The 16,032-nt window shown below is 72.5% G+C and carries 17 protein-coding genes; 5 read left to right on the top strand and 12 right to left on the bottom strand.

Annotation, left to right across the window (positions count from 1 at the left end; translation table 11 throughout):
- Positions 1–6 precede the first annotated feature (6 nt).
- The 3 genes from NYE39_RS13695 to NYE39_RS13685 are packed head-to-tail and all read right to left on the bottom strand — an operon-like array spanning position 7 to position 3,109.
- Positions 7–1,533 (bottom strand): class I adenylate-forming enzyme family protein, encoded by a 1,527-nt coding sequence (locus NYE39_RS13695; protein WP_341012993.1) that lies wholly within the window; start codon positions 1,531–1,533, stop codon positions 7–9.
- The gene (locus NYE39_RS13690) at positions 1,530–2,348 is read right to left on the bottom strand and encodes an SDR family oxidoreductase (protein WP_236953423.1); all 819 of its coding nucleotides are present in this window, start codon (positions 2,346–2,348) and stop codon (positions 1,530–1,532) included. The genes NYE39_RS13695 and NYE39_RS13690 overlap by 4 nt, the downstream gene beginning before the upstream one ends.
- The gene (locus NYE39_RS13685; RefSeq protein WP_192911468.1) at positions 2,348–3,109 is read right to left on the bottom strand and encodes an SDR family oxidoreductase; all 762 of its coding nucleotides are present in this window, start codon (positions 3,107–3,109) and stop codon (positions 2,348–2,350) included. Before NYE39_RS13685 ends, NYE39_RS13690 begins: the two co-directional genes overlap by 1 nt.
- A 107-nt stretch (positions 3,110–3,216) precedes the next feature.
- Here NYE39_RS13685 and NYE39_RS13680 point away from each other — a divergent pair, with 107 nt between their 5' ends.
- A complete protein-coding gene (locus NYE39_RS13680; protein WP_072623725.1) occupies positions 3,217–3,687 on the top strand; it encodes a MaoC family dehydratase in 471 nt (156 codons plus the stop codon).
- Here the strand turns inward: NYE39_RS13680 and NYE39_RS13675 are convergent.
- Genes NYE39_RS13675 through NYE39_RS13665 form a run of 3 tightly spaced genes read right to left on the bottom strand, consistent with a single transcriptional unit; the run spans position 3,677 to position 6,149 of the window.
- Positions 3,677–4,186 carry a thioesterase family protein gene (locus NYE39_RS13675; protein ID WP_341012992.1) on the bottom strand — a complete coding sequence of 170 codons (510 nt, stop codon included), beginning with the start codon at positions 4,184–4,186 and terminating at the stop codon, positions 3,677–3,679. The genes NYE39_RS13680 and NYE39_RS13675 overlap by 11 nt on opposite strands.
- Positions 4,183–5,136 (bottom strand): NADPH:quinone oxidoreductase family protein, encoded by a 954-nt coding sequence (locus NYE39_RS13670; RefSeq protein ID WP_341012991.1) that lies wholly within the window; start codon positions 5,134–5,136, stop codon positions 4,183–4,185. The genes NYE39_RS13675 and NYE39_RS13670 overlap by 4 nt, the downstream gene beginning before the upstream one ends.
- Positions 5,137–5,147: 11 nt before the next feature.
- The gene (locus tag NYE39_RS13665) at positions 5,148–6,149 is read right to left on the bottom strand and encodes an NADP-dependent oxidoreductase (protein ID WP_341012990.1); all 1,002 of its coding nucleotides are present in this window, start codon (positions 6,147–6,149) and stop codon (positions 5,148–5,150) included.
- A gap of 135 nt (positions 6,150–6,284) precedes the next feature.
- Between NYE39_RS13665 and NYE39_RS13660 the strand changes: the two genes are divergently transcribed.
- On the top strand, positions 6,285–7,070 hold the full coding sequence (locus tag NYE39_RS13660) for an SDR family oxidoreductase (protein WP_341012989.1): 786 nt from the start codon (positions 6,285–6,287) through the stop codon (positions 7,068–7,070).
- 50 nt (positions 7,071–7,120) lie between these two features.
- Here the strand turns inward: NYE39_RS13660 and NYE39_RS13655 are convergent, their stop codons facing one another.
- The 4 genes from NYE39_RS13655 to NYE39_RS13640 are packed head-to-tail and all read right to left on the bottom strand — an operon-like array spanning position 7,121 to position 10,757.
- Complete coding sequence (locus tag NYE39_RS13655) at positions 7,121–7,801, bottom strand: TetR/AcrR family transcriptional regulator (protein ID WP_341012988.1); 681 nt, start codon at positions 7,799–7,801, stop codon at positions 7,121–7,123.
- A 10-nt stretch (positions 7,802–7,811) separates the two neighbouring features.
- Positions 7,812–8,843: a phosphotransferase family protein gene (locus tag NYE39_RS13650; protein ID WP_341012987.1), complete on the bottom strand. Its 1,032-nt coding sequence runs from the start codon at positions 8,841–8,843 to the stop codon at positions 7,812–7,814.
- Positions 8,828–10,048 (bottom strand): acyl-CoA dehydrogenase family protein, encoded by a 1,221-nt coding sequence (locus tag NYE39_RS13645; RefSeq protein ID WP_192911463.1) that lies wholly within the window; start codon positions 10,046–10,048, stop codon positions 8,828–8,830. The genes NYE39_RS13650 and NYE39_RS13645 overlap by 16 nt, the downstream gene beginning before the upstream one ends.
- Positions 10,049–10,088: 40 nt before the next feature.
- Positions 10,089–10,757, bottom strand: a complete 669-nt coding sequence (locus tag NYE39_RS13640) for an HAD family hydrolase (protein WP_072626090.1) — start codon at positions 10,755–10,757, stop codon at positions 10,089–10,091.
- Between the two features lie 61 nt (positions 10,758–10,818).
- Here NYE39_RS13640 and NYE39_RS13635 point away from each other — a divergent pair, with 61 nt between their 5' ends.
- Genes NYE39_RS13635 through NYE39_RS13625 form a run of 3 tightly spaced genes read left to right on the top strand, consistent with a single transcriptional unit; the run spans position 10,819 to position 13,653 of the window.
- Positions 10,819–12,198, top strand: a complete 1,380-nt coding sequence (locus NYE39_RS13635) for an MFS transporter (RefSeq protein WP_341012986.1) — start codon at positions 10,819–10,821, stop codon at positions 12,196–12,198.
- Positions 12,199–12,206: 8 nt separating this feature from the next.
- The gene (locus NYE39_RS13630; RefSeq protein ID WP_072623718.1) at positions 12,207–13,019 is read left to right on the top strand and encodes an enoyl-CoA hydratase-related protein; all 813 of its coding nucleotides are present in this window, start codon (positions 12,207–12,209) and stop codon (positions 13,017–13,019) included.
- Positions 13,020–13,050: 31 nt separating this feature from the next.
- Positions 13,051–13,653 carry a dienelactone hydrolase family protein gene (locus NYE39_RS13625; RefSeq protein WP_072623717.1) on the top strand — a complete coding sequence of 201 codons (603 nt, stop codon included), beginning with the start codon at positions 13,051–13,053 and terminating at the stop codon, positions 13,651–13,653.
- Between the two features lie 3 nt (positions 13,654–13,656).
- On the opposite strand, the gene NYE39_RS13620 is transcribed toward NYE39_RS13625, so the two are convergent.
- Both NYE39_RS13620 and NYE39_RS13615 read right to left on the bottom strand, forming a co-directional pair.
- A complete protein-coding gene (locus NYE39_RS13620; protein WP_072623716.1) occupies positions 13,657–14,616 on the bottom strand; it encodes a phosphotriesterase family protein in 960 nt (319 codons plus the stop codon).
- A gap of 55 nt (positions 14,617–14,671) precedes the next feature.
- Positions 14,672–16,012: an MFS transporter gene (locus NYE39_RS13615; RefSeq protein WP_192911461.1), complete on the bottom strand. Its 1,341-nt coding sequence runs from the start codon at positions 16,010–16,012 to the stop codon at positions 14,672–14,674.
- Positions 16,013–16,032 lie beyond the last annotated feature (20 nt).

Here is a 16,032-nt window from a genome sequence, read left to right as displayed (position 1 = left end):
TTCGGGTCAGGTGGTGGGGGCGGCGGCCCGGGCGGGCCGCTCGCCGGAGGTGGCGATGGTCGGTCGGTCGAGGGCCCGCTTGAGGATCTTGCCGGTGGCCCCCTTGGGCAGCTCCTCCACGAGCTGGTAGATCCGGGGGACCTTGTAGGCGGCGAGCCGCTCCTCGAGCCAGGCACGCAGGGCGGCGGGCTCGATGTGAGCACCGGGCTGCGGGGTGACGACGGCAGCGATCTCCTCGCCGAGTCGCTCGTCGGGCACGCCGATGACGGCGGCCTCGCGGATGTCGGGGTGGCCGTAGAGGACCTCCTCGATCTCGCGGGGGTAGACGTTGTAGCCGCCGCGGATCACGAGGTCCTTCTTGCGGTCGACGATCCACAGGTCGCCGTCCTCGTCCATGCGACCGATGTCGCCGGTGAGGAACCACTCCCCCTCGAAGACCGCGGCGGTCGCGTCGGGGCGCTGCCAGTAGCCGCTCATGACGTAGGGGCCGGCGATGGCCACCTCGCCGGTCTCGCCGGGAGGCAGCTGGTTGCGGTCGTCGTCGAAGATCGCGAGCGCACCGCCGGGCAGGGCCCGGCCGACGCTCATCTCCTTGCGCGGGAGGTCGGCCCGGTTGAAGGTCGCGGCACCCGCGGTCTCGCTCAGGCCGTAGCCGTCGAGGACGACCGCGCCGAAGCGCTCGCGGAAGGCCTTGGCCACCTCGAGCGGCAGCGCCGCGCCTCCCGAGCAGGCCAGGCGAAGGGAGGTCAGCTCCTGCGGGGTGACATCCGTGTCCGCGTGGAGCATGGCATTCCACATCGTCGGGACCCCGGCGACCGCGGTGAGCTGCTGGTCGGCGGCCATGCGCAGCAGGCCCGCCGGGTCGAAGGGCCGCTGCAGCGACAGGCACCCACCGGCCGTGTAGACGGTGAACATCACCGAGGACTGGCCGAAGACGTGGAAGAGCGGCAGGGCCGTGCCCATGCTCTCCCGCGGCCCGAGGTCGAGCGCCTCGGCGAGCGAGGCACCGCAGCCGAGGAGGTTGCCGTGGGTGAGGATCGCGCCCTTGGGAGCACCCGTCGTGCCCGAGGTGTAGAGCAGCACGGCCGGGTCGTCGGTGCCGACGGACGCCGGGTCGGGTGCCCCCTCGGGCGGCGGCACGCACCCCGGCTCGAGGACCCAGGTGTCGAGCCGGCACTCCCCCGCGGTCGCGGTGAGCGCCTGCGAGCCCTCGTGCCAGCCGATGGCAAAGGAGCAGCCCGCGTCCTGCACGAAGTGGGTCAGCTCGCGCTGGGTGCACAGCGGGTTGACCGTCACCGCGGTCGCCCCGAGGGCGAGGACGGCGTGGTAGGTGAGGACGAACTCGGCACTCGTCGGGACGACGACGAGGACCCGGTCACCGGGGTGCACACCCCGGCGGGTCAGCTCCTCCATCGCGCCGCGGATCCCCGTGCGCAGCTGCTCGAAGGTCCAGGCGCGCTCGCCCTCGCGCAGGGCGGGAGCGTCGGGCGTCGTGTCGGCCCAGCGCCACAGCAGCTCGGCGGTGCCGGTCATCGGGTGCTCTCCCTCAGGTGGCGCTGATAGCGCTGCATGCCGCCGATCCACCGGTCGTGGTCGTCGACCTTGCGCCGGAGGAACTCGCGCACGTCCTCGTGCGGGGTGATGAGGAAGCGGCCCTCGGTGACGGCGGCGAGCACCTGGTCGGCGACATCGCTCGGGGCAAGCACCTCTCCGGCGCCGGTGACCGCGGCCGCGGCGACCCGGCCCTCTGCGTCGTCGCCGGAGGTCATGCCGCTGCGCAGCAGGTCGGTGTCGACACCCATCGGGCACAGGCAGCTGACGCCGATGCCGTCGTCGCCGTAGGTGACGGCGAGCCACTCGGCGAAGGCGACGGCACCGTGCTTGGAGACGGAGTAGGTCGCCGACCCGATCTGCGTGAGCAGCCCTGCGGCAGAGGCGGTCGAGACGAAGTAGCCCGTGCCGCGCTCCACCCAGCCGGGCACGAGCTGGCGGGCGGCGCGCACGTGCGCGAGGAGGTTGACGTCGAGCGCGGCCTGCCACTGGGCGTCGGTGGCCGAGAGACCGAGGCCGTCGCCGATGCCGGCATTGGCGAAGAAGAGGTCGACCGGGCCGTGGGCCTGCTCGGCGGCAGTGATCATCGCGGCGATGGCCTCGTCGCTCGAGGCGTCGCCGGCCACGGCGACCGCGCCGAGGCGCTCGGCCGTCGCGACCACGCGGGCCTCGTCGACGTCGGAGACGACGACGTGCGCACCCGCGTCGACGAGGGCCTGCGCGACGGCGGCACCGATGCCGCCGGCGGCGCCGGTGACGACCGCGACCTTGTCCTGGAGCTGCATCGGGACGCCCATCAGTCGCACGGCCCGCCGGCGACGTAGAGGACCTGACCGGTGGTGAAGCCGGCCCCCTCGCTCGCGAAGAAGGAGACGGCGTGGGCGATGTCGGCCGGGACGCCCGTGCGGGCGACCGCCGCGGCCGCGCTCGCCTGCGCCTTGAGGTCCTCGAAGGAGATCCCGATGCGTTCGGCCGTCTCTGCGGTCATCTCGGTCTCGATGAAACCCGGGGCGATGGCATTGGCCGTCACGCCGAACTTGCCGAGCTCGATGGCCAGGGTCTTGGTGAAGCCCTGCATGCCGGCCTTGGCCGCCGAGTAGTTGACCTGGCCGCGGTTGCCCTGGGCCGAGGTCGAGGAGAGGTTGACGATGCGGCCGTGACGCTCGGCCGTCATGTGCGCCTGGCAGGCGCGCGTCATGAGGAAGGCCCCCCGCAGGTGGACCGCCATGACCGAGTCCCAGTCGGCGACCGACATCCTGAAGATCAGGTTGTCGCGGATGATGCCGGCGTTGTTGACCAGGACCGTCGGCGGGCCGAGCTCGTCGACGATGCGCTCGACGGCCGCGGCGACCTGCTCCTCGTCGGAGACATCGGCCCCGACGGCCAGGGCCCGACCCCCGGCGGCGGCGATCTCCTCGACGACCGGCGCACAGGCGCTCTCGTCGAGGTCGAGGACGGCGACGGCCATCCCGTCGGCGGCCAGGCGACGGGCGACGCCCGCACCGATGCCGCGGGCGGCACCCGTGACGACGGCGACGCGCTGCTGGTCTGTGGTCATGTGAGAACTCCTGTGGTCTCGACTACCGGATGACCTCGACGCTACTTGAAGCCGGGTTCAAGTTCAACTAGGTTCGAGGGACCAGATCGTGACCGAAGGAGCTCACCGTGACCCAGACCGCGCAGCACCGCCCCACGTCCGTGCAGGACCTCAAGGACCTCGTCGGCACCCGGCTCGGCCCGACCGAGTGGCACGTCGTCGACCAGGCGAAGATCGACGCCTTCGCCGACCTCACCGGCGACCACCAGTGGATCCACGTCGACCCGCAGCGGGCGGCCGACTCCCCCTTCGGCTCGACGATCGCGCACGGGCTCTACAGCCTTTCGCGCACGCCGGCCTTCCTCGAGGAGCTCATGGCCTTCGACGGCTTCGCGCACAGCCTCAACTACGGCTACGACAAGGTGCGCTTCATCCACCCGCTGCCCGTGGACTCGCGCATCCGCCTGGTCGCCGAGCTGACGTCGGTCGAGGAGACCGGCCCGGGCGCGGTCAAGGTCGTCACGACCCTCACCGTCGAGGCCGAGGGCATCGACAAGCCGATCCTCGTTGCCGAGTCGATCGGTCGCTTCAGCTCCTGACCCCGATGGCCCCGCACGTCGGGGCCGGCCACGGCAGCGCCGCGTGGGCCGCCACGAGCTCGTCGATCCGCTCGGCGATCGTGGGGGCCCACGCGCATGCCCGGCGGGTCGTCAGGTCGACGTGCGCCTCGAGGACCTCGAGGGAGTTGGCCACGCTGCCGGTCGTGCGGTCGACGACGAAGGAGATCGCGTGCATGACCTTGTCGCCGCGGGCCACCCAGCGCAGGTGCACGCTCACCTCGTGGCCGACGTGCACCTCGCCGAGGAAGCGCAGGTGCTGCTCGACGCTGAACATGCTCCACCCGGTCTCGGCCCGGTAGGCGTCGTCGACGCCGAGCGCCGTGAGCGCCGCCTCGGCGCCGCGCAGGTGCAGGTCGTAGTAGCGGGCGACGTTGACGTGGCCGTTGACGTCCTCCCACTCCGGCGGAGCCGTCTCGACGATCACCGCCGGGAGGGCGAGGACCTCCTGGACCGAAGGGAGCGGCGCTGCGGTCGTCATGGGAGCAGCAGCACCTTGCCGGTGACCTGCCGGGTCTCGAGCGAGGCGATGGCCTCGGCCGCCTCCGCCAGCGGGTAGGTCGCACCGAGCACCGGGTCCAGGGCGCCACTGCGCAGGTGCGGGAGCATCGCCTCCCACTCGGTGCCGATGTGCCCGGGGCGGGACATCGCGTAGGCACCCCAGCCGACGCCGACGACGCTGATGTTGCCCAGCAGCAGCCGGTTGACCTTGACCTCGGGGATGGCACCGGCGGTGAAGCCGATGACGAGCAGGCGACCGTGCTCGCGCAGGGCCCGCAGCGAGTCGGTGAAGCGGTCGCCGCCCACGGGGTCGACGACGACGTCGACGCTCGCCCGGCCCACCGCGTCGAGGAAGCCGTCGGCCAGGACGACCTCGTCGGCACCCGCGGCCCGGGCGATCTCCCCCTTCGCCTCGGTGGAGACGACACCGATGACCTTGCCGGCACCGAAGGCCTTGGCCATCTGGATCGCGGCGGTGCCGATGCCGCCGGCTGCGCCGTGCACGAGGACGGTCTCGCCCTCGGTGAGGTGACCGCGCTCGACCAGCGCGAAGTAGACGGTGGCGTAGTTGAAGGTGAAGGCGGCACCCGACTCGAAGCCGACCTCGTCGGGCAGGTGGAAGGTCAGGTCGGGCTGCGCCTGGGCGACCTCGGCGAAGCCCCCGAGCATCGTCAGTGCCGCGACCCGGTCACCGGCGGCGAACCCGCTGCCCTCGGGCGCCGCGGTGACGACACCGGCCACCTCGGCCCCCGGGACGAAGGGGAGGTTGGGCTTCATCTGGTAGAGCCCGCGGGTCTGGAGCAGCTCGGGGAAGGCCACGCCGGCGGCCCTGACCTCGATCGTCACGAGGCGCGGGTCGGCCGGTGCGGGGACGTCGACGAGCTCCACGGCCTCGGGGCCGTCGAGGGTGGTGATGTGGATGGCGCGCATGGGTGGTCCTCTCAGATCTCGAGCAGCAGCTTGCCGGTGTTGACCCCGTCGAAGAGGCCGAGGAGGGCATCGGGGAAGGCGGCGACGCCGCCCTCGAGGATCGTCTCGGTGGCGACAAGACGCCCGTCGCGGATGAGCTCGCTGATGCCGGCGATCGCCTCGTCGTAGCGGTCCTCGTAGTCCATGACGACAAAGCCCTGCATGCTCGCGCGGAAGACCAGCAGGGCCATGTAGCGCCGCGGGCCCTCGGCGAGGGTCTCGTCGTTGTAGGTCGAGATCGCACCGCAGATGGCGATGCGCGCGCCGTGGGCGAGGTTGGCCAGGGCGGCGTCGAGCAGCTCGCCGCCGACATTGTCGAAGTAGACGTCGACGCCGTCGGGGGCGGCCCGGCGCACCTGGCGCAGCAGGTCACCCTCGCGCCGGTCGATGACCTCGTCGAGGCCGAGCTCGCGCAGCCAGGCGACCTTGTCGGGGCCGCCGGCGACACCGATGACCCGGCACCCCTTGGCCTTGGCCAGCTGGGCCACCGTGGACCCGACGGCGCCGGCCGCGGCCGAGACGAGGACCGTGTCACCGGGCTGGGCCCGACCGACGTCCTCGAGGCCGAACCACGCGGTCATGCCGGGCATCCCGAGCGCGCCGAGCCAGGTGCTCATCGGGGCGACGTCGAGGTCGAGGTGGGTGACCCCCGTGCCGTCCGAGATCGCGTACTCACGCACCCCGAAGGTGCCGCTCACGACGTCACCGACGGCGAAGTCGTCGTGCTGAGACGCGACGACGGTGCCGGCGCCGAAGGCCCGCATGACGGCACCGATCTGCACCGGCGGCAGGTAGGAGCGCACGTCGTTGAGCCAGCCGCGCATCGCCGGGTCGAGCGAGATCTGCTGCAGCTGGACGAGGAACTCCCCCGGCCCCGGCTCGGCGACCTCGGTCGTGGCGAGCTCCCAGGTGCTCGCATCGGGGCGGCCCTGCGGGCGGGCGGCGAGACGGATCTCCTGCGAGGTCCGGGACATGTGAGCTCCTGTGGTCGACGTGCCGGTGTGGCGCCAGCCTGTCACAACGTGAATCTGGCTTCAACTACTGTTGAACCCTGATTCAGGTCACGCTACGGTCGACGGGACAACCCCCCTTCGAGCGTCAGGACCAGCATGGACCTCACCGCACTCTTCTCCCTCGAGGGCCGCGTCGCCCTCGTCACCGGCGGCAGCCGCGGCATCGGCCGGATGATCACCGAGGGACTGCTGGCGCAGGGCGCCACGGTCTACATCACCGCGCGCAAGGAGGAGGCCTGCCGGGCCACCGCCACCGAGCTGTCGCAGCAGTACGGCGAAGGGCGCTGCGTCGCCCTGCCCTGCGACGTCTCGACGACCGCCGGGATCGCTGCGCTGCTCGACGCCTTCCGCGAGCACGAGGACCACCTCGACATCCTCGTCAACAACGCCGGCGCGGCGTGGGGAGCGGGCTTCGACGAGTTCCCCGAGAGCGGCTGGGACAAGGTCATGGACCTCAACGTCAAGGCGCCCTTCTTCCTCACCCAGGCCGCCAGGACCCTGCTGCTCGCCGGCCGCGAGCGCAGCGGCCACCTGGCCAAGGTCATCAACATCGCCTCGATCGACGGGCTCTCGCTCAACCCGCTGGAGACGTACAGCTACCACGCGAGCAAGGCGGGGGTCGTGCACCTGACCAAGCGCCTGGCGGTCCGGCTCGCGCCGGAGGGCATCGTCGTCTCGGCGATCGCGCCGGGCGCCTTCGCGTCGTCGATGAACAAGGAAGCCCGGGACGAGGAGGAGGCGACCGCCGCCCAGATCCCCTCGGGCCGGATCGGGCGCGACGAGGACATGGCCGCCGCCGCGGTCTACCTCGCCTCGGACGCCGGCGACTACGTCGTCGGCAGCACGCTGACCGTCGACGGCGGGGTCAACATCGCACGCTGACCGTCGACGGCGGGGTCAACATCGCCCGGTGAGGCCGCTGGTCCTGCGCGTCAGTCGGCGCGCAGGACCGGCTCGGTCAGGCCGAGGGCATTGGTCCACAGCCGGGTCGCCGTCGCGACGACGTCCTCGACCGTCTCGGGACCACCGATGACGAAGACGTCGTAGGCCAAGCGGGCGACCATGCCCGACAGGGCCATCGCCGCGAGCTCGGGGTCGACGTCGCGGTCGGCGAGGCCGCGCTCCTGCAGGTCGCGGATCGCCCGGGAGTTGCGGGCCACGAAGGCCTCGCTGCGCGCGCGACGCATGTCGCGGAAGCGCGGGTCGACCGCCGCGACCTGCTGGAGCAGGACGTTGAGCTTGGCATTGCGGCGGAAGGCCTCGAAGTAGGCGCGGTTGCTCGCGGCGATGATCGCGATCGGGTCGTCGGTCGCCTCGATCCGACCGGTGCCGGGGTGGAGCATGTCGCTCTGCGCCTCGTGCAGGACGGCCGCCAGGACCTCGTCCTTGCTCTCGAACCACGTGTAGAAGCTGCCGATCGAGCACTTGGCCTCGGCCGCGATGTCGACGAGCCGCGAGTCGACGTAGCCGTCACGCTCGAAGACCGTGCGCGCGGCCGCGATGAGGGCATCGCGGGTGCGCTTGCCCCGCGCGGTCTGGGGCAGGGTCCCCAGCTTAGCCGCGTCGACGAGGTCGGGCACCTCAGGGTCGGCAGGATCGGTCTCGCTGGGCATGGCGGACACCCTAGTCCGCCTCGTCGAGGACGACGTGCGCACACGCGACGAGCTCGTCGACGGCCTCGGCGGGGATGCGCCCCATCGCCGTGAGGTTGCGCGGGTCGTCGAGCTGTCGGCGGCGCACCCCTTCGAGGATGATCGCGAGCTTCCACAGGCCCAGGCCGTGCCAGAAGGGCACGTGGGTGAGGTCGCGGCCGGTGATCTCGGCATAGCGCTCGACGAGCTCCTCCCGCGTGGCGAAGCCTTCGACCATCGAGGCGTCGAAGCGCATCGTCGGCGGGTCGCCCGGCTGCGGCCAGTAGGCGAGCACGGTCCCGAGGTCGGCGAGCGGGTCACCGAGGGTGCACAGCTCCCAGTCGAGGATCGCCCGCACGCTCGCGTCGTCGGGGTCGACGATGAGGTTGCGCAGGTGGCAGTCGCCGTGGACGAGGGCGACCTCTCCCGCCTCGGGCTCGAGCGTCCGCAGCCGCTCGGTGAGCCGCTCCAGCTCGGGCAGCTCGCGGGTGCGCGAGAGCTCCCACTGCCCCGACCACCGCTTGAGCTGGCGGGCGGCATAGGGCTTGTGGCTGGCCAGGTCGGCGAGACCGACGGCCTCGAGGTCGACGCCGTGGATCCGGCCGAGCGTGTCGACGAGCGAGAGCCCGATCGCGTGCCGCGCCGCCGGCGAGAGGGCCTCGGCGTCGGCGCGCTCGTCGACGACCGTGCCGTCGACGTGCGAGACCGCGAGGACCGGAACGTCGGTGACAGCCGGGTCCTCGCACAGCCCGAGCACCCGCGGCAGCGGCACGTCCGTGCCCTGCAGGGCCGCGAGGATCCGGTGCTCCCGGGCCACGTCGTGGGCCGAGGCGAGCAGCTCACCCAGGGGCGGTCGCCGCAGGACGAGACGAGCCCCCTGCGCGTCGGTGACGAGATAGGTGAGGTTGGACTGGCCCAGGCCGACCCGCGCATAGGTCAGGGGCGCCTGCAGGCCGACCCCGAGACCGACGAGCCAGTCGGTCATCGCGGCCTCGTCGATGCCCTCGGTCACTTCTTGCCCCACTCCGGGCTCCGGCGGCGGTACTCGCGGCGGGCGATGGTCATCTTGTGCACCTCGTCCGGCCCGTCGGCCAGACGCAGCGTGCGCATGTGCGCGTACCACTGGGCCAGCGGGAAGTCGTCGCTCACGCCGCCGCCGCCGTGCACCTGGATCGCCCGGTCGAGGACCTTGAGCGCGACCTGGGGCGCGGCGACCTTGATCGCCGCGATCTCCGTGCGGGCCACCTTGTTGCCCACGGTGTCCATCAGGTGCGCGGCCTTGAGCGTCAGCAGGCGGGCCATCTCGATCTCGATCCGCGCCTCGGCGACCCAGTCCATGATGTTGGCCCGGTTGGCCACCGGCTCCCCGAAGGTCACCCGCGACTGCGCCCGGTCGATCATCAGATCGAGGGCGCGCTCGGCGACGCCGATGGCCCGCATGCAGTGGTGGATCCGGCCGGGCCCCAGGCGGGCCTGGCTGATCATGAAGCCGTCGCCCTCACCGGCGAGCAGGGCCTCGCGCGGCACGCGCACGTGGTCGAACTCGACCTCGGCATGCCCCTCGCGGTCCCAGTAGCCGAAGACCGGCAGGCCGCGCAGGATCTTCACGCCCGGGGCATCGATCGGGACGACCATCATCGACTGCTGACGGTGGGTCGGGGCGTCCGGGTCGGTCTTGCCCATGACGATGAGGACCTTGCAGTTCTTGTGCAGGGCGTTGGAGGTCCACCACTTGCGGCCGGTGATGACGTACTCGTCGCCGTCGCGGACCATCCGGGTCTCGACATTGGTCGCGTCGGAGCTGGCGACGGCCGGCTCGGTCATCGCGAAGGCCGAGGCGATCTCGCCCGCGAGCAGGGGCCCCAGGTAGCGCTCCTTGTGCTCGTCGGTGCCGAAGAGCGTGAGCACCTCCATGTTGCCGGTGTCGGGGGCATTGCAGTTGATCGCCTCGGGAGCGATCTCGATGCTGCGCCCGGTGATCTCGGCGAGGTGGGCGTACTCGAGGTTGGTCAGGCCCGGCCCCCACTCGGGGTGGGGGTGGAAGAGGTTCCACAGCCCCTGGCTGCGCGCCTCGGCCTTGAGGTCCTCGAGGACCTGCGGGTGGTGGTTGGCGTCGCCGGAGGCGCGCATCTGCTCGCGGTAGACACTCTCGGCCGGGTAGACGTGCTCGTCCATGAAGGCGAGCAGCCGGTCGCGGTAGTCATGGCCGCGGTCACTGAGGTCGAACATCGTGGGGTCCTTTGGTGGGTGGATCACGGGCGAAGGGGGGTCACGCTGCGGTCGTCGTCGGCAGGCCGAGCGCGGCCCGCACGCGCGGGATGGTCTCGTCGGCGGTGCGGTGGTGGATGCCGTCGATGCCCAGGCGGGCGGCGCCGACGAGGTTGTGCTCGAGGTCGTCGACGAGGACGCACTGCCCGGGGGCGACCCCGAGCCGCTCGCAGGCGATCCGGTAAATCTGGCGCGAGGGCTTGCGCACCCCGACCTGGCCGGAGATGACGGTGACGTCGAAGAGCTCGTCGAGGTCGACGCGGGCGTAGCAGTCGCGGCCGAGGGAGTTGGAGACGAGGGCGACGGGCACCCCTGCCGCGCGGACCTCGCGGACAAGGTCGACCATCGGCTCGTCGAGGTCGAGGTGCTCGGCGAGGCGGGCGAGCAGACCCCGGGGCTCGACGCGGCCCCCGGCCTCGACGAGCGCGGCGGCGAAGGCGTCCTCGAAGCCCTCGTCGTCGAGGCGGCCGACCTCGTGCTCGCCCAGCGCGGTGCGGGCGCCCTCATGGGTGGCGAGGACCCGCAGGCCGGCGTCGGGGTCGAGCCCTGCGTCGTCGGCGAGCGCCCCGAAGGCCCGACGGAGGGGGACGGTGAGCACTCCCCCGAAGTCGATGAGCAGCGCCGCGGCACAGGGAGTCTCGCCCGCTGCGGCATCCGACGTCGTCGTCATGGTGCGCATCCTCTGGTCGGTCGGCTCTGGTCGTCCGTGGTCCTCACAGGTATACTTGAACTTGGATTCATATACAAGCGACGAGGGAGTCGACATCGCCACCGCTGCCGCGCCCGCCACGCCGCGCCCGGCTGCCCTGGCGAGCGCGATCGCCGTGCTCTTCGGCATCACCGGCCTGGGCAGCGCAGCCGTCGCCGTCGCCCTGCCCACGCTCGCGGCCGACCTCGACCTCACCGCGGGCCGCGCCGCCCTCGTCGTCAGCTGCTACTCCCTCGCCCTCGCCGTCGGTAGCGCCGTCTGCGGCCGGGTCAGCGACCTGCTCGGCATCCGGCTGCCCCTGCTCGTCGGGGTGGGCGTCATGGTCACCGCCGCGTGCGCCGGTGCGCTCGTCGACAGCCTGCCGGCGCTCGTCGCCACCCGCACCCTCCAGGGGCTCGGTGCCTCGGCCGTCCCCGCCCTCACCCTCGCCGCGGTTCAGGCCCTCTTCGCCGGCGATGCCCGGGCGCGGGCCCTGGCGACCTATGCCGGGGTGGGCGGCACGGTCAACGCGCTCGGCCCGGTCATCGGGTCAGCGCTCGTCGACCCCTTCGGCTGGCGCCCGGTCGTCGCCATCCCCCTCGTGACGCTCGCCTTCGTCCCGGTCGTCTGGCGCCACCTGCCCACCGATCGACAGCCGGGCGCCACCCTCGACCCGGCGGGCGTCCTGCTCGTCGGGGCCGCCGCGATCGGCGCGGTGATGTCCCTGCAGGCGGCGACGCTCGGGCCGGCGGTCGCCGTCGGCGGCGGCGTCCTGCTGCTCGTCGCCGCACCGGCCGCCGTCCTGCGGGCGCGACGCGTCCCCTTCGGCGTCGTGCCGCAGGCGCTCCTGCGCAGCAGCGCCGCCCGCCGCTCCCTGCTCACCGCGGCGAGCCTGTCGTCGGCGTGGTTCGGCATGCTCGTCGCCGTCCCGACGAGCCTGGCCGCGCGCGGCTGGACCGGCGTGCAGGTCGGCCTGATCCTCCTGCCCGCCGCCGCGCTCGGGGTCGTCGCGCCCCGCATCACCGGACCGGCACTGCTCCGACTCGGTCCCGTCCGGGGCCAGCTCGTGGCGACCACCGGCGTCACCACCGCCGTCCTCGTCGCCACCGTCGGCACCGCGCTCGCCCAGCCGGTCGTCCTCGTCGTCGCCACGCTCGCGCTCATGCTCTCCTTCGGGCTCGGACAGCCGGCGATGACCGCACTCGTCGCCGACTCCGTGCCCACCCGCATCCGGGGCAGCGCCCTGGGCCTGCTCACGCTGTGCTTCCTCCTCGGCGGCAGCCTCGGCGCCGCCGCGGTCGGCGGGCTCGGCGACGTCATCGGCTGGCCCCGCTCGCTGCTGCTCCTCGCCCTGCTGCCGGCGCTCGGCGCGCTCGCCTTCGCCCGCCCCCTTCGTCCCGCCGTACCCGACCCGACCCCGTAGGAGTGCCCATGACCACCCCCACCGACCACGTGCTGCTCGACGTCACCGACGGCATCGCGACGATCACCCTCAACCGGCCCGACCGGCGCAATGCCATGTCGCCGGAGATGGTCGAGCGCCTCGGGGAGCTGCTCGCGCAGACCGAGGCCGACCCCGCGGTGCGCGTCCTCGTGATCACCGGGGCCGGGCGCGCCTTCTGCTCCGGCGGCGACGTCCAGCAGTTCGATGCCGACGGGGGCGAAGGGGGTGGCGCCACCGAGGTCGACCCGGCCGCCGTCGCGGAGCAGCTGCGTCACCAGGAGATGACCGTCGGGCGGATCCACGCCTTCGCCAAGCCGGTCGTCGCCGCCCTGCCGGGCGCGGCCGCGGGCGCCGGGCTGGGCTTCGCGCTCGCCGCCGACCTGCGCATCGGCACCCCGAAGACCGTCGTCGCGACGGCCTTCGCGAGGATCGCCCTGTCCGGGGACTTCGGCGTCGCCTGGCTGCTCGAGCGACTCGTCGGGCCGGCGACCGCCCGCGAGCTGATGTTCTTGGGCCCGCGCCTCGACGGACCGGCCTGCCTCGACCTCGGGCTGCTCAACCGGCTCGTCCCCGAGGAGGAGCTCGAGGTGCGCACCCGCGAGCTCGCCGAGCAGCTGGCGGCCGGCTCGGCCGGCACGCTCGCGAGCATCAAGCGCAACCTCCTCGAGGCACCCGGCCAGACCCTCGCGGAGTCGATGGCGGCCGAGGTGCCGCGGCACAAGGCGTGCGGCCTGACCGCCGACCACGTCGAGGCCGCCCGGGCCTTCGTCGAGAAGCGGCCGCCGGTCTTCACGCGCTGACGCTGCCGGCGCCCGGGTCTACGGTCGGGACATGGCACAGGTACTGCTCTTCCCGTCCGTCCTCGGTGTGCGTCAGGGCATCACCGACCTCGCCGACGCCCTCACCGGCGCCGGCCACAGCGTGACCACCGTCGACCACCTCGAGGGCGTCACCTTCGACGACTACCCGACCGCCGCAGCCCGCTCGCAGGAGATCGGCTTCCCCGCGCAGATGGCCTACGCGCTCGAGGCCGCGCGAGCCGTCGAGGGCGCCTTCGTGGCCGTCGGCTTCTCCAACGGCGCCGCGATGGCCCAGTGGATCGCCGCACAACGCCCGGCCGACGCCCGCGGCGTCATCATGGTCGGCGGCGGCATGCCCATGCGCCACCTCGAGGCTGCGTGGCCGCCCGGGGTGCCGGGGCAGGTCCACGTGACGGCCGGCGACCCCTTCCACGAGGAGGACCGGCAGTTCGACCCGATGGTCGACGAGCAGCTCCAGGACGACGTCGAGCACGCCGGCGGCGCCTACTCCTACGTCGAGTACCAGGGGGACGGCCACCTCTTCAACGACCCGACGCTGCCGGCGGAGTACCAGCCCGAGGAGGCGCGCATCCTCACCCGACGGGTCATCGAGTTCGTCGACGAAGTGGGCTGAGCCTCACTCGAAGTAGCGCCGCGGGTTGTCGACGAGCAACGTGTCGATGTCGGCCTCGCTCGCGCCACCCTCGAGGAGCGCAGGCAGCACGTCCTGGCTGATGTGCCGGTAGTTCCAGCGCGGGACGACCTGCCGCTTCGCCTCCGGGTCGAACCAGTCGATGAAGCACGACGCGTCGTGCGCGAGCACCATGCGCTCGGCATACCCGCGCCGCAGCAGCTCGAGCACCGTCGCGATGCGGTCCTCGAAGGGCAGCAGCACGTCGAGGCCGAAGCGGTCCATGCCCAGGAGGGAGCCGGCGTCGGCGACCTTGCACAGGTAGTCCACATCGGTCGAGTCGCCGCTGTGACCGATGACGACCTTCGTCAGGTCGGCCCCCTCCTCGGCGAGCACCTGCTGGGTGACCAGCCCCGACTGCGTGTGCGGGTTGGTGTGCACGGTGATGGGGGCGCCGGTCTGCACGTGGGCCTGGGCGACCGCGCGCATGACCCGCTCGACGCCGGGGGTCAGGCCCTGCTCCTCGATGGCGCACTTGAGGAAACCGGCGCGGACCCCAGTGTCGGCGATGCCCTCGGTGAGGTCCTTGACGAAGAGCTCGGTGAGCGGCTCCGGCACGTCGAAGAGCAGCCCCGGCCCGGTGTAGTGGAACTGGAAGGGGATCTCGTTGTACGTGTAGACCCCGGTCGCCACGACGACATTGAGGTCGATCTGCTCGGCGACGCGCTGCACGCGGGGCAGGTACCGACCCAGGCCGATGACCGTCGGGTCGAGGATCGTGTCGATGCCCAGGCTCTTGAGCTCGGACAGCTGGGTCACGGCGTCGACGACCTTGGCGTCCTCGTCCCAGTCGGACTGGTAGTTCTGCCGGTACTCCTCCCCCACGACGAAGATGTGCTCGTGGGCCAGCACCCGGCCCAGGTCGGCGGAGTCGATGCTCCCGGTCACGGTGGGGACGACGGCCATGCTGACTCTCCTTCGAGTACGGGTGGCCCGAGACTATGCCCACCTGAACCTCGTTTCAAGTATCGAGCGCGCGTCCTCGCGTCTCGGGCAGGAGGAAGGCCGCCGCGGCCGCGACGACGAAGGCTGCGGTGAAGATCGTGAAGACGAGGACGTCGCCGCCACCTCGCTCGAGGAGCACCGGCACCACCAGCGGCGCGGCGATCGAGGCGAGCCGCCCGAAGCCTGCAGCCGCACCGGCGCCCGAGCCGCGCACCGCCGTCGGGTAGATCTCGGGCGTGATCGCGTAGAGGGCGCCCCAGGCGCCGAGGTTGCAGAAGGAGAGGGCCGAGCCCGCGACGATGATCGACGTCGCCGAGTCCGACTGCCCGAAGAACCACGCGGCCACCGCCGAACCCAGCAGGAAGAGGGCGAGCGTCGAACGCCGACCCCAGGCCTCGACGAGGACCGCCGCGAGGGCATAGCCCGGCAGCTGGGCGAGCGTGATGACCAGCGTGTAGCCGAAGGAGGTCGTCACGTCGTGGCCCCGCGCGACGAGGAGCGAGGGGATCCACAGGAAGGCGCCGTAATAGCTGAAGTTGACCCCGAACCACACGAGCCAGATGCCCAGGGTGCGGCGGCGCAGCCCACGCGACCACAGGCCCGGCGCCGCCTGCGGGTCCGGCTCGGCGACCGCAGCGGGCACCCCCTTCGTGCTCGTGGGCGGCGGGTCCTCCCCCGCCGACTCCTCGAAGCCGCGGACCACCCGCTCGGCCTCCTCGTGCCGGCCGCGGCGCTCCAGCCAGGCAGCCGACTCCGGCAGACCGAAGCGCACGACGAGCGCGTAGACCGCGGGGACCAGCCCGAGGGCGAGGCCCCACCGCCAGCCGTCGTCGCCGCGGGGCACGACGTAGAAGCCGATGACCGCGGCGAGGATCCAGCCGAGCGCCCAGAAGGACTCCAGCGCCACGACGAGGCGACCACGGATGCGCGTCGGGGACAGCTCGCTGACGAGGGTCGAGGCGACCGGCAGCTCGGCGCCCAGCCCGAGGCCGACGACGAGCCGCAGGACGAGAAAGGCCGCGAGCCCGCCGACGAGGGCGGACGCGCCGGTGGCCAGCCCGTAGACGAGCAGGGTCGTCGCGAAGACAGCGCGCCGACCGAAGCGGTCGGCCAGCCACCCGCCGACGGTCGCGCCGATCGCCATGCCGATGAAGCCGACCGTGACGATCCACGACCGCTCGCCCGTCGTGAGGTCCCACTGGTCGGCGAGGACGACGATGACGAAGGAGATCAGCCCGACGTCCATCGCGTCGAGCGCCCAGCCGGTCCCCGACCCGACGAGCAGGCGGGTGTGGCGGCGGGTGTACGGCAGCGCGCCGAGGCGCTCGGCACGCGACGGGGTGGGGGTGGTGCTCATGCGGCGACGGTAGCGCCGAC

It is taken from the genome of Janibacter sp. FSL W8-0316, assembly GCF_038004165.1.
Taxonomy (GTDB): Bacteria; Actinomycetota; Actinomycetes; order Actinomycetales; family Dermatophilaceae; genus Janibacter; species Janibacter indicus.
Note: the sequence above shows the minus strand (reverse complement) of the source record. Positions and strands in the feature narration are given on the sequence as shown.

Bases quoted from the DNA above. Each gene is read 5' to 3' on its own strand.
- NYE39_RS13655 (WP_341012988.1), bottom strand. From the start codon at position 7,801: ATGCCCAGCGAGACCGATCCTGCCGACCCTGAGGTGCCCGACCTCGTC.
- NYE39_RS13625 (WP_072623717.1), top strand. From the start codon at position 13,051: ATGGCACAGGTACTGCTCTTCCCGTCCGTCCTCGGTGTGCGTCAGGGC.
- NYE39_RS13640 (WP_072626090.1), bottom strand. From the start codon at position 10,757: ATGACGACGACGTCGGATGCCGCAGCGGGCGAGACTCCCTGTGCCGCG.
- NYE39_RS13670 (WP_341012991.1), bottom strand. From the start codon at position 5,136: ATGCGCGCCATCCACATCACCACCCTCGACGGCCCCGAGGCCGTGGAG.
- NYE39_RS13660 (WP_341012989.1), top strand. From the start codon at position 6,285: ATGGACCTCACCGCACTCTTCTCCCTCGAGGGCCGCGTCGCCCTCGTC.
- NYE39_RS13685 (WP_192911468.1), bottom strand. From the start codon at position 3,109: ATGACCACAGACCAGCAGCGCGTCGCCGTCGTCACGGGTGCCGCCCGC.
- NYE39_RS13620 (WP_072623716.1), bottom strand. From the start codon at position 14,616: ATGGCCGTCGTCCCCACCGTGACCGGGAGCATCGACTCCGCCGACCTG.
- NYE39_RS13695 (WP_341012993.1), bottom strand. From the start codon at position 1,533: ATGACCGGCACCGCCGAGCTGCTGTGGCGCTGGGCCGACACGACGCCC.
- NYE39_RS13645 (WP_192911463.1), bottom strand. From the start codon at position 10,048: ATGTTCGACCTCAGTGACCGCGGCCATGACTACCGCGACCGGCTGCTC.
- NYE39_RS13690 (WP_236953423.1), bottom strand. From the start codon at position 2,348: ATGGGCGTCCCGATGCAGCTCCAGGACAAGGTCGCGGTCGTCACCGGC.
- NYE39_RS13675 (WP_341012992.1), bottom strand. From the start codon at position 4,186: ATGACGACCGCAGCGCCGCTCCCTTCGGTCCAGGAGGTCCTCGCCCTC.
- NYE39_RS13630 (WP_072623718.1), top strand. From the start codon at position 12,207: ATGACCACCCCCACCGACCACGTGCTGCTCGACGTCACCGACGGCATC.
- NYE39_RS13615 (WP_192911461.1), bottom strand. From the start codon at position 16,012: ATGAGCACCACCCCCACCCCGTCGCGTGCCGAGCGCCTCGGCGCGCTG.
- NYE39_RS13665 (WP_341012990.1), bottom strand. From the start codon at position 6,149: ATGTCCCGGACCTCGCAGGAGATCCGTCTCGCCGCCCGCCCGCAGGGC.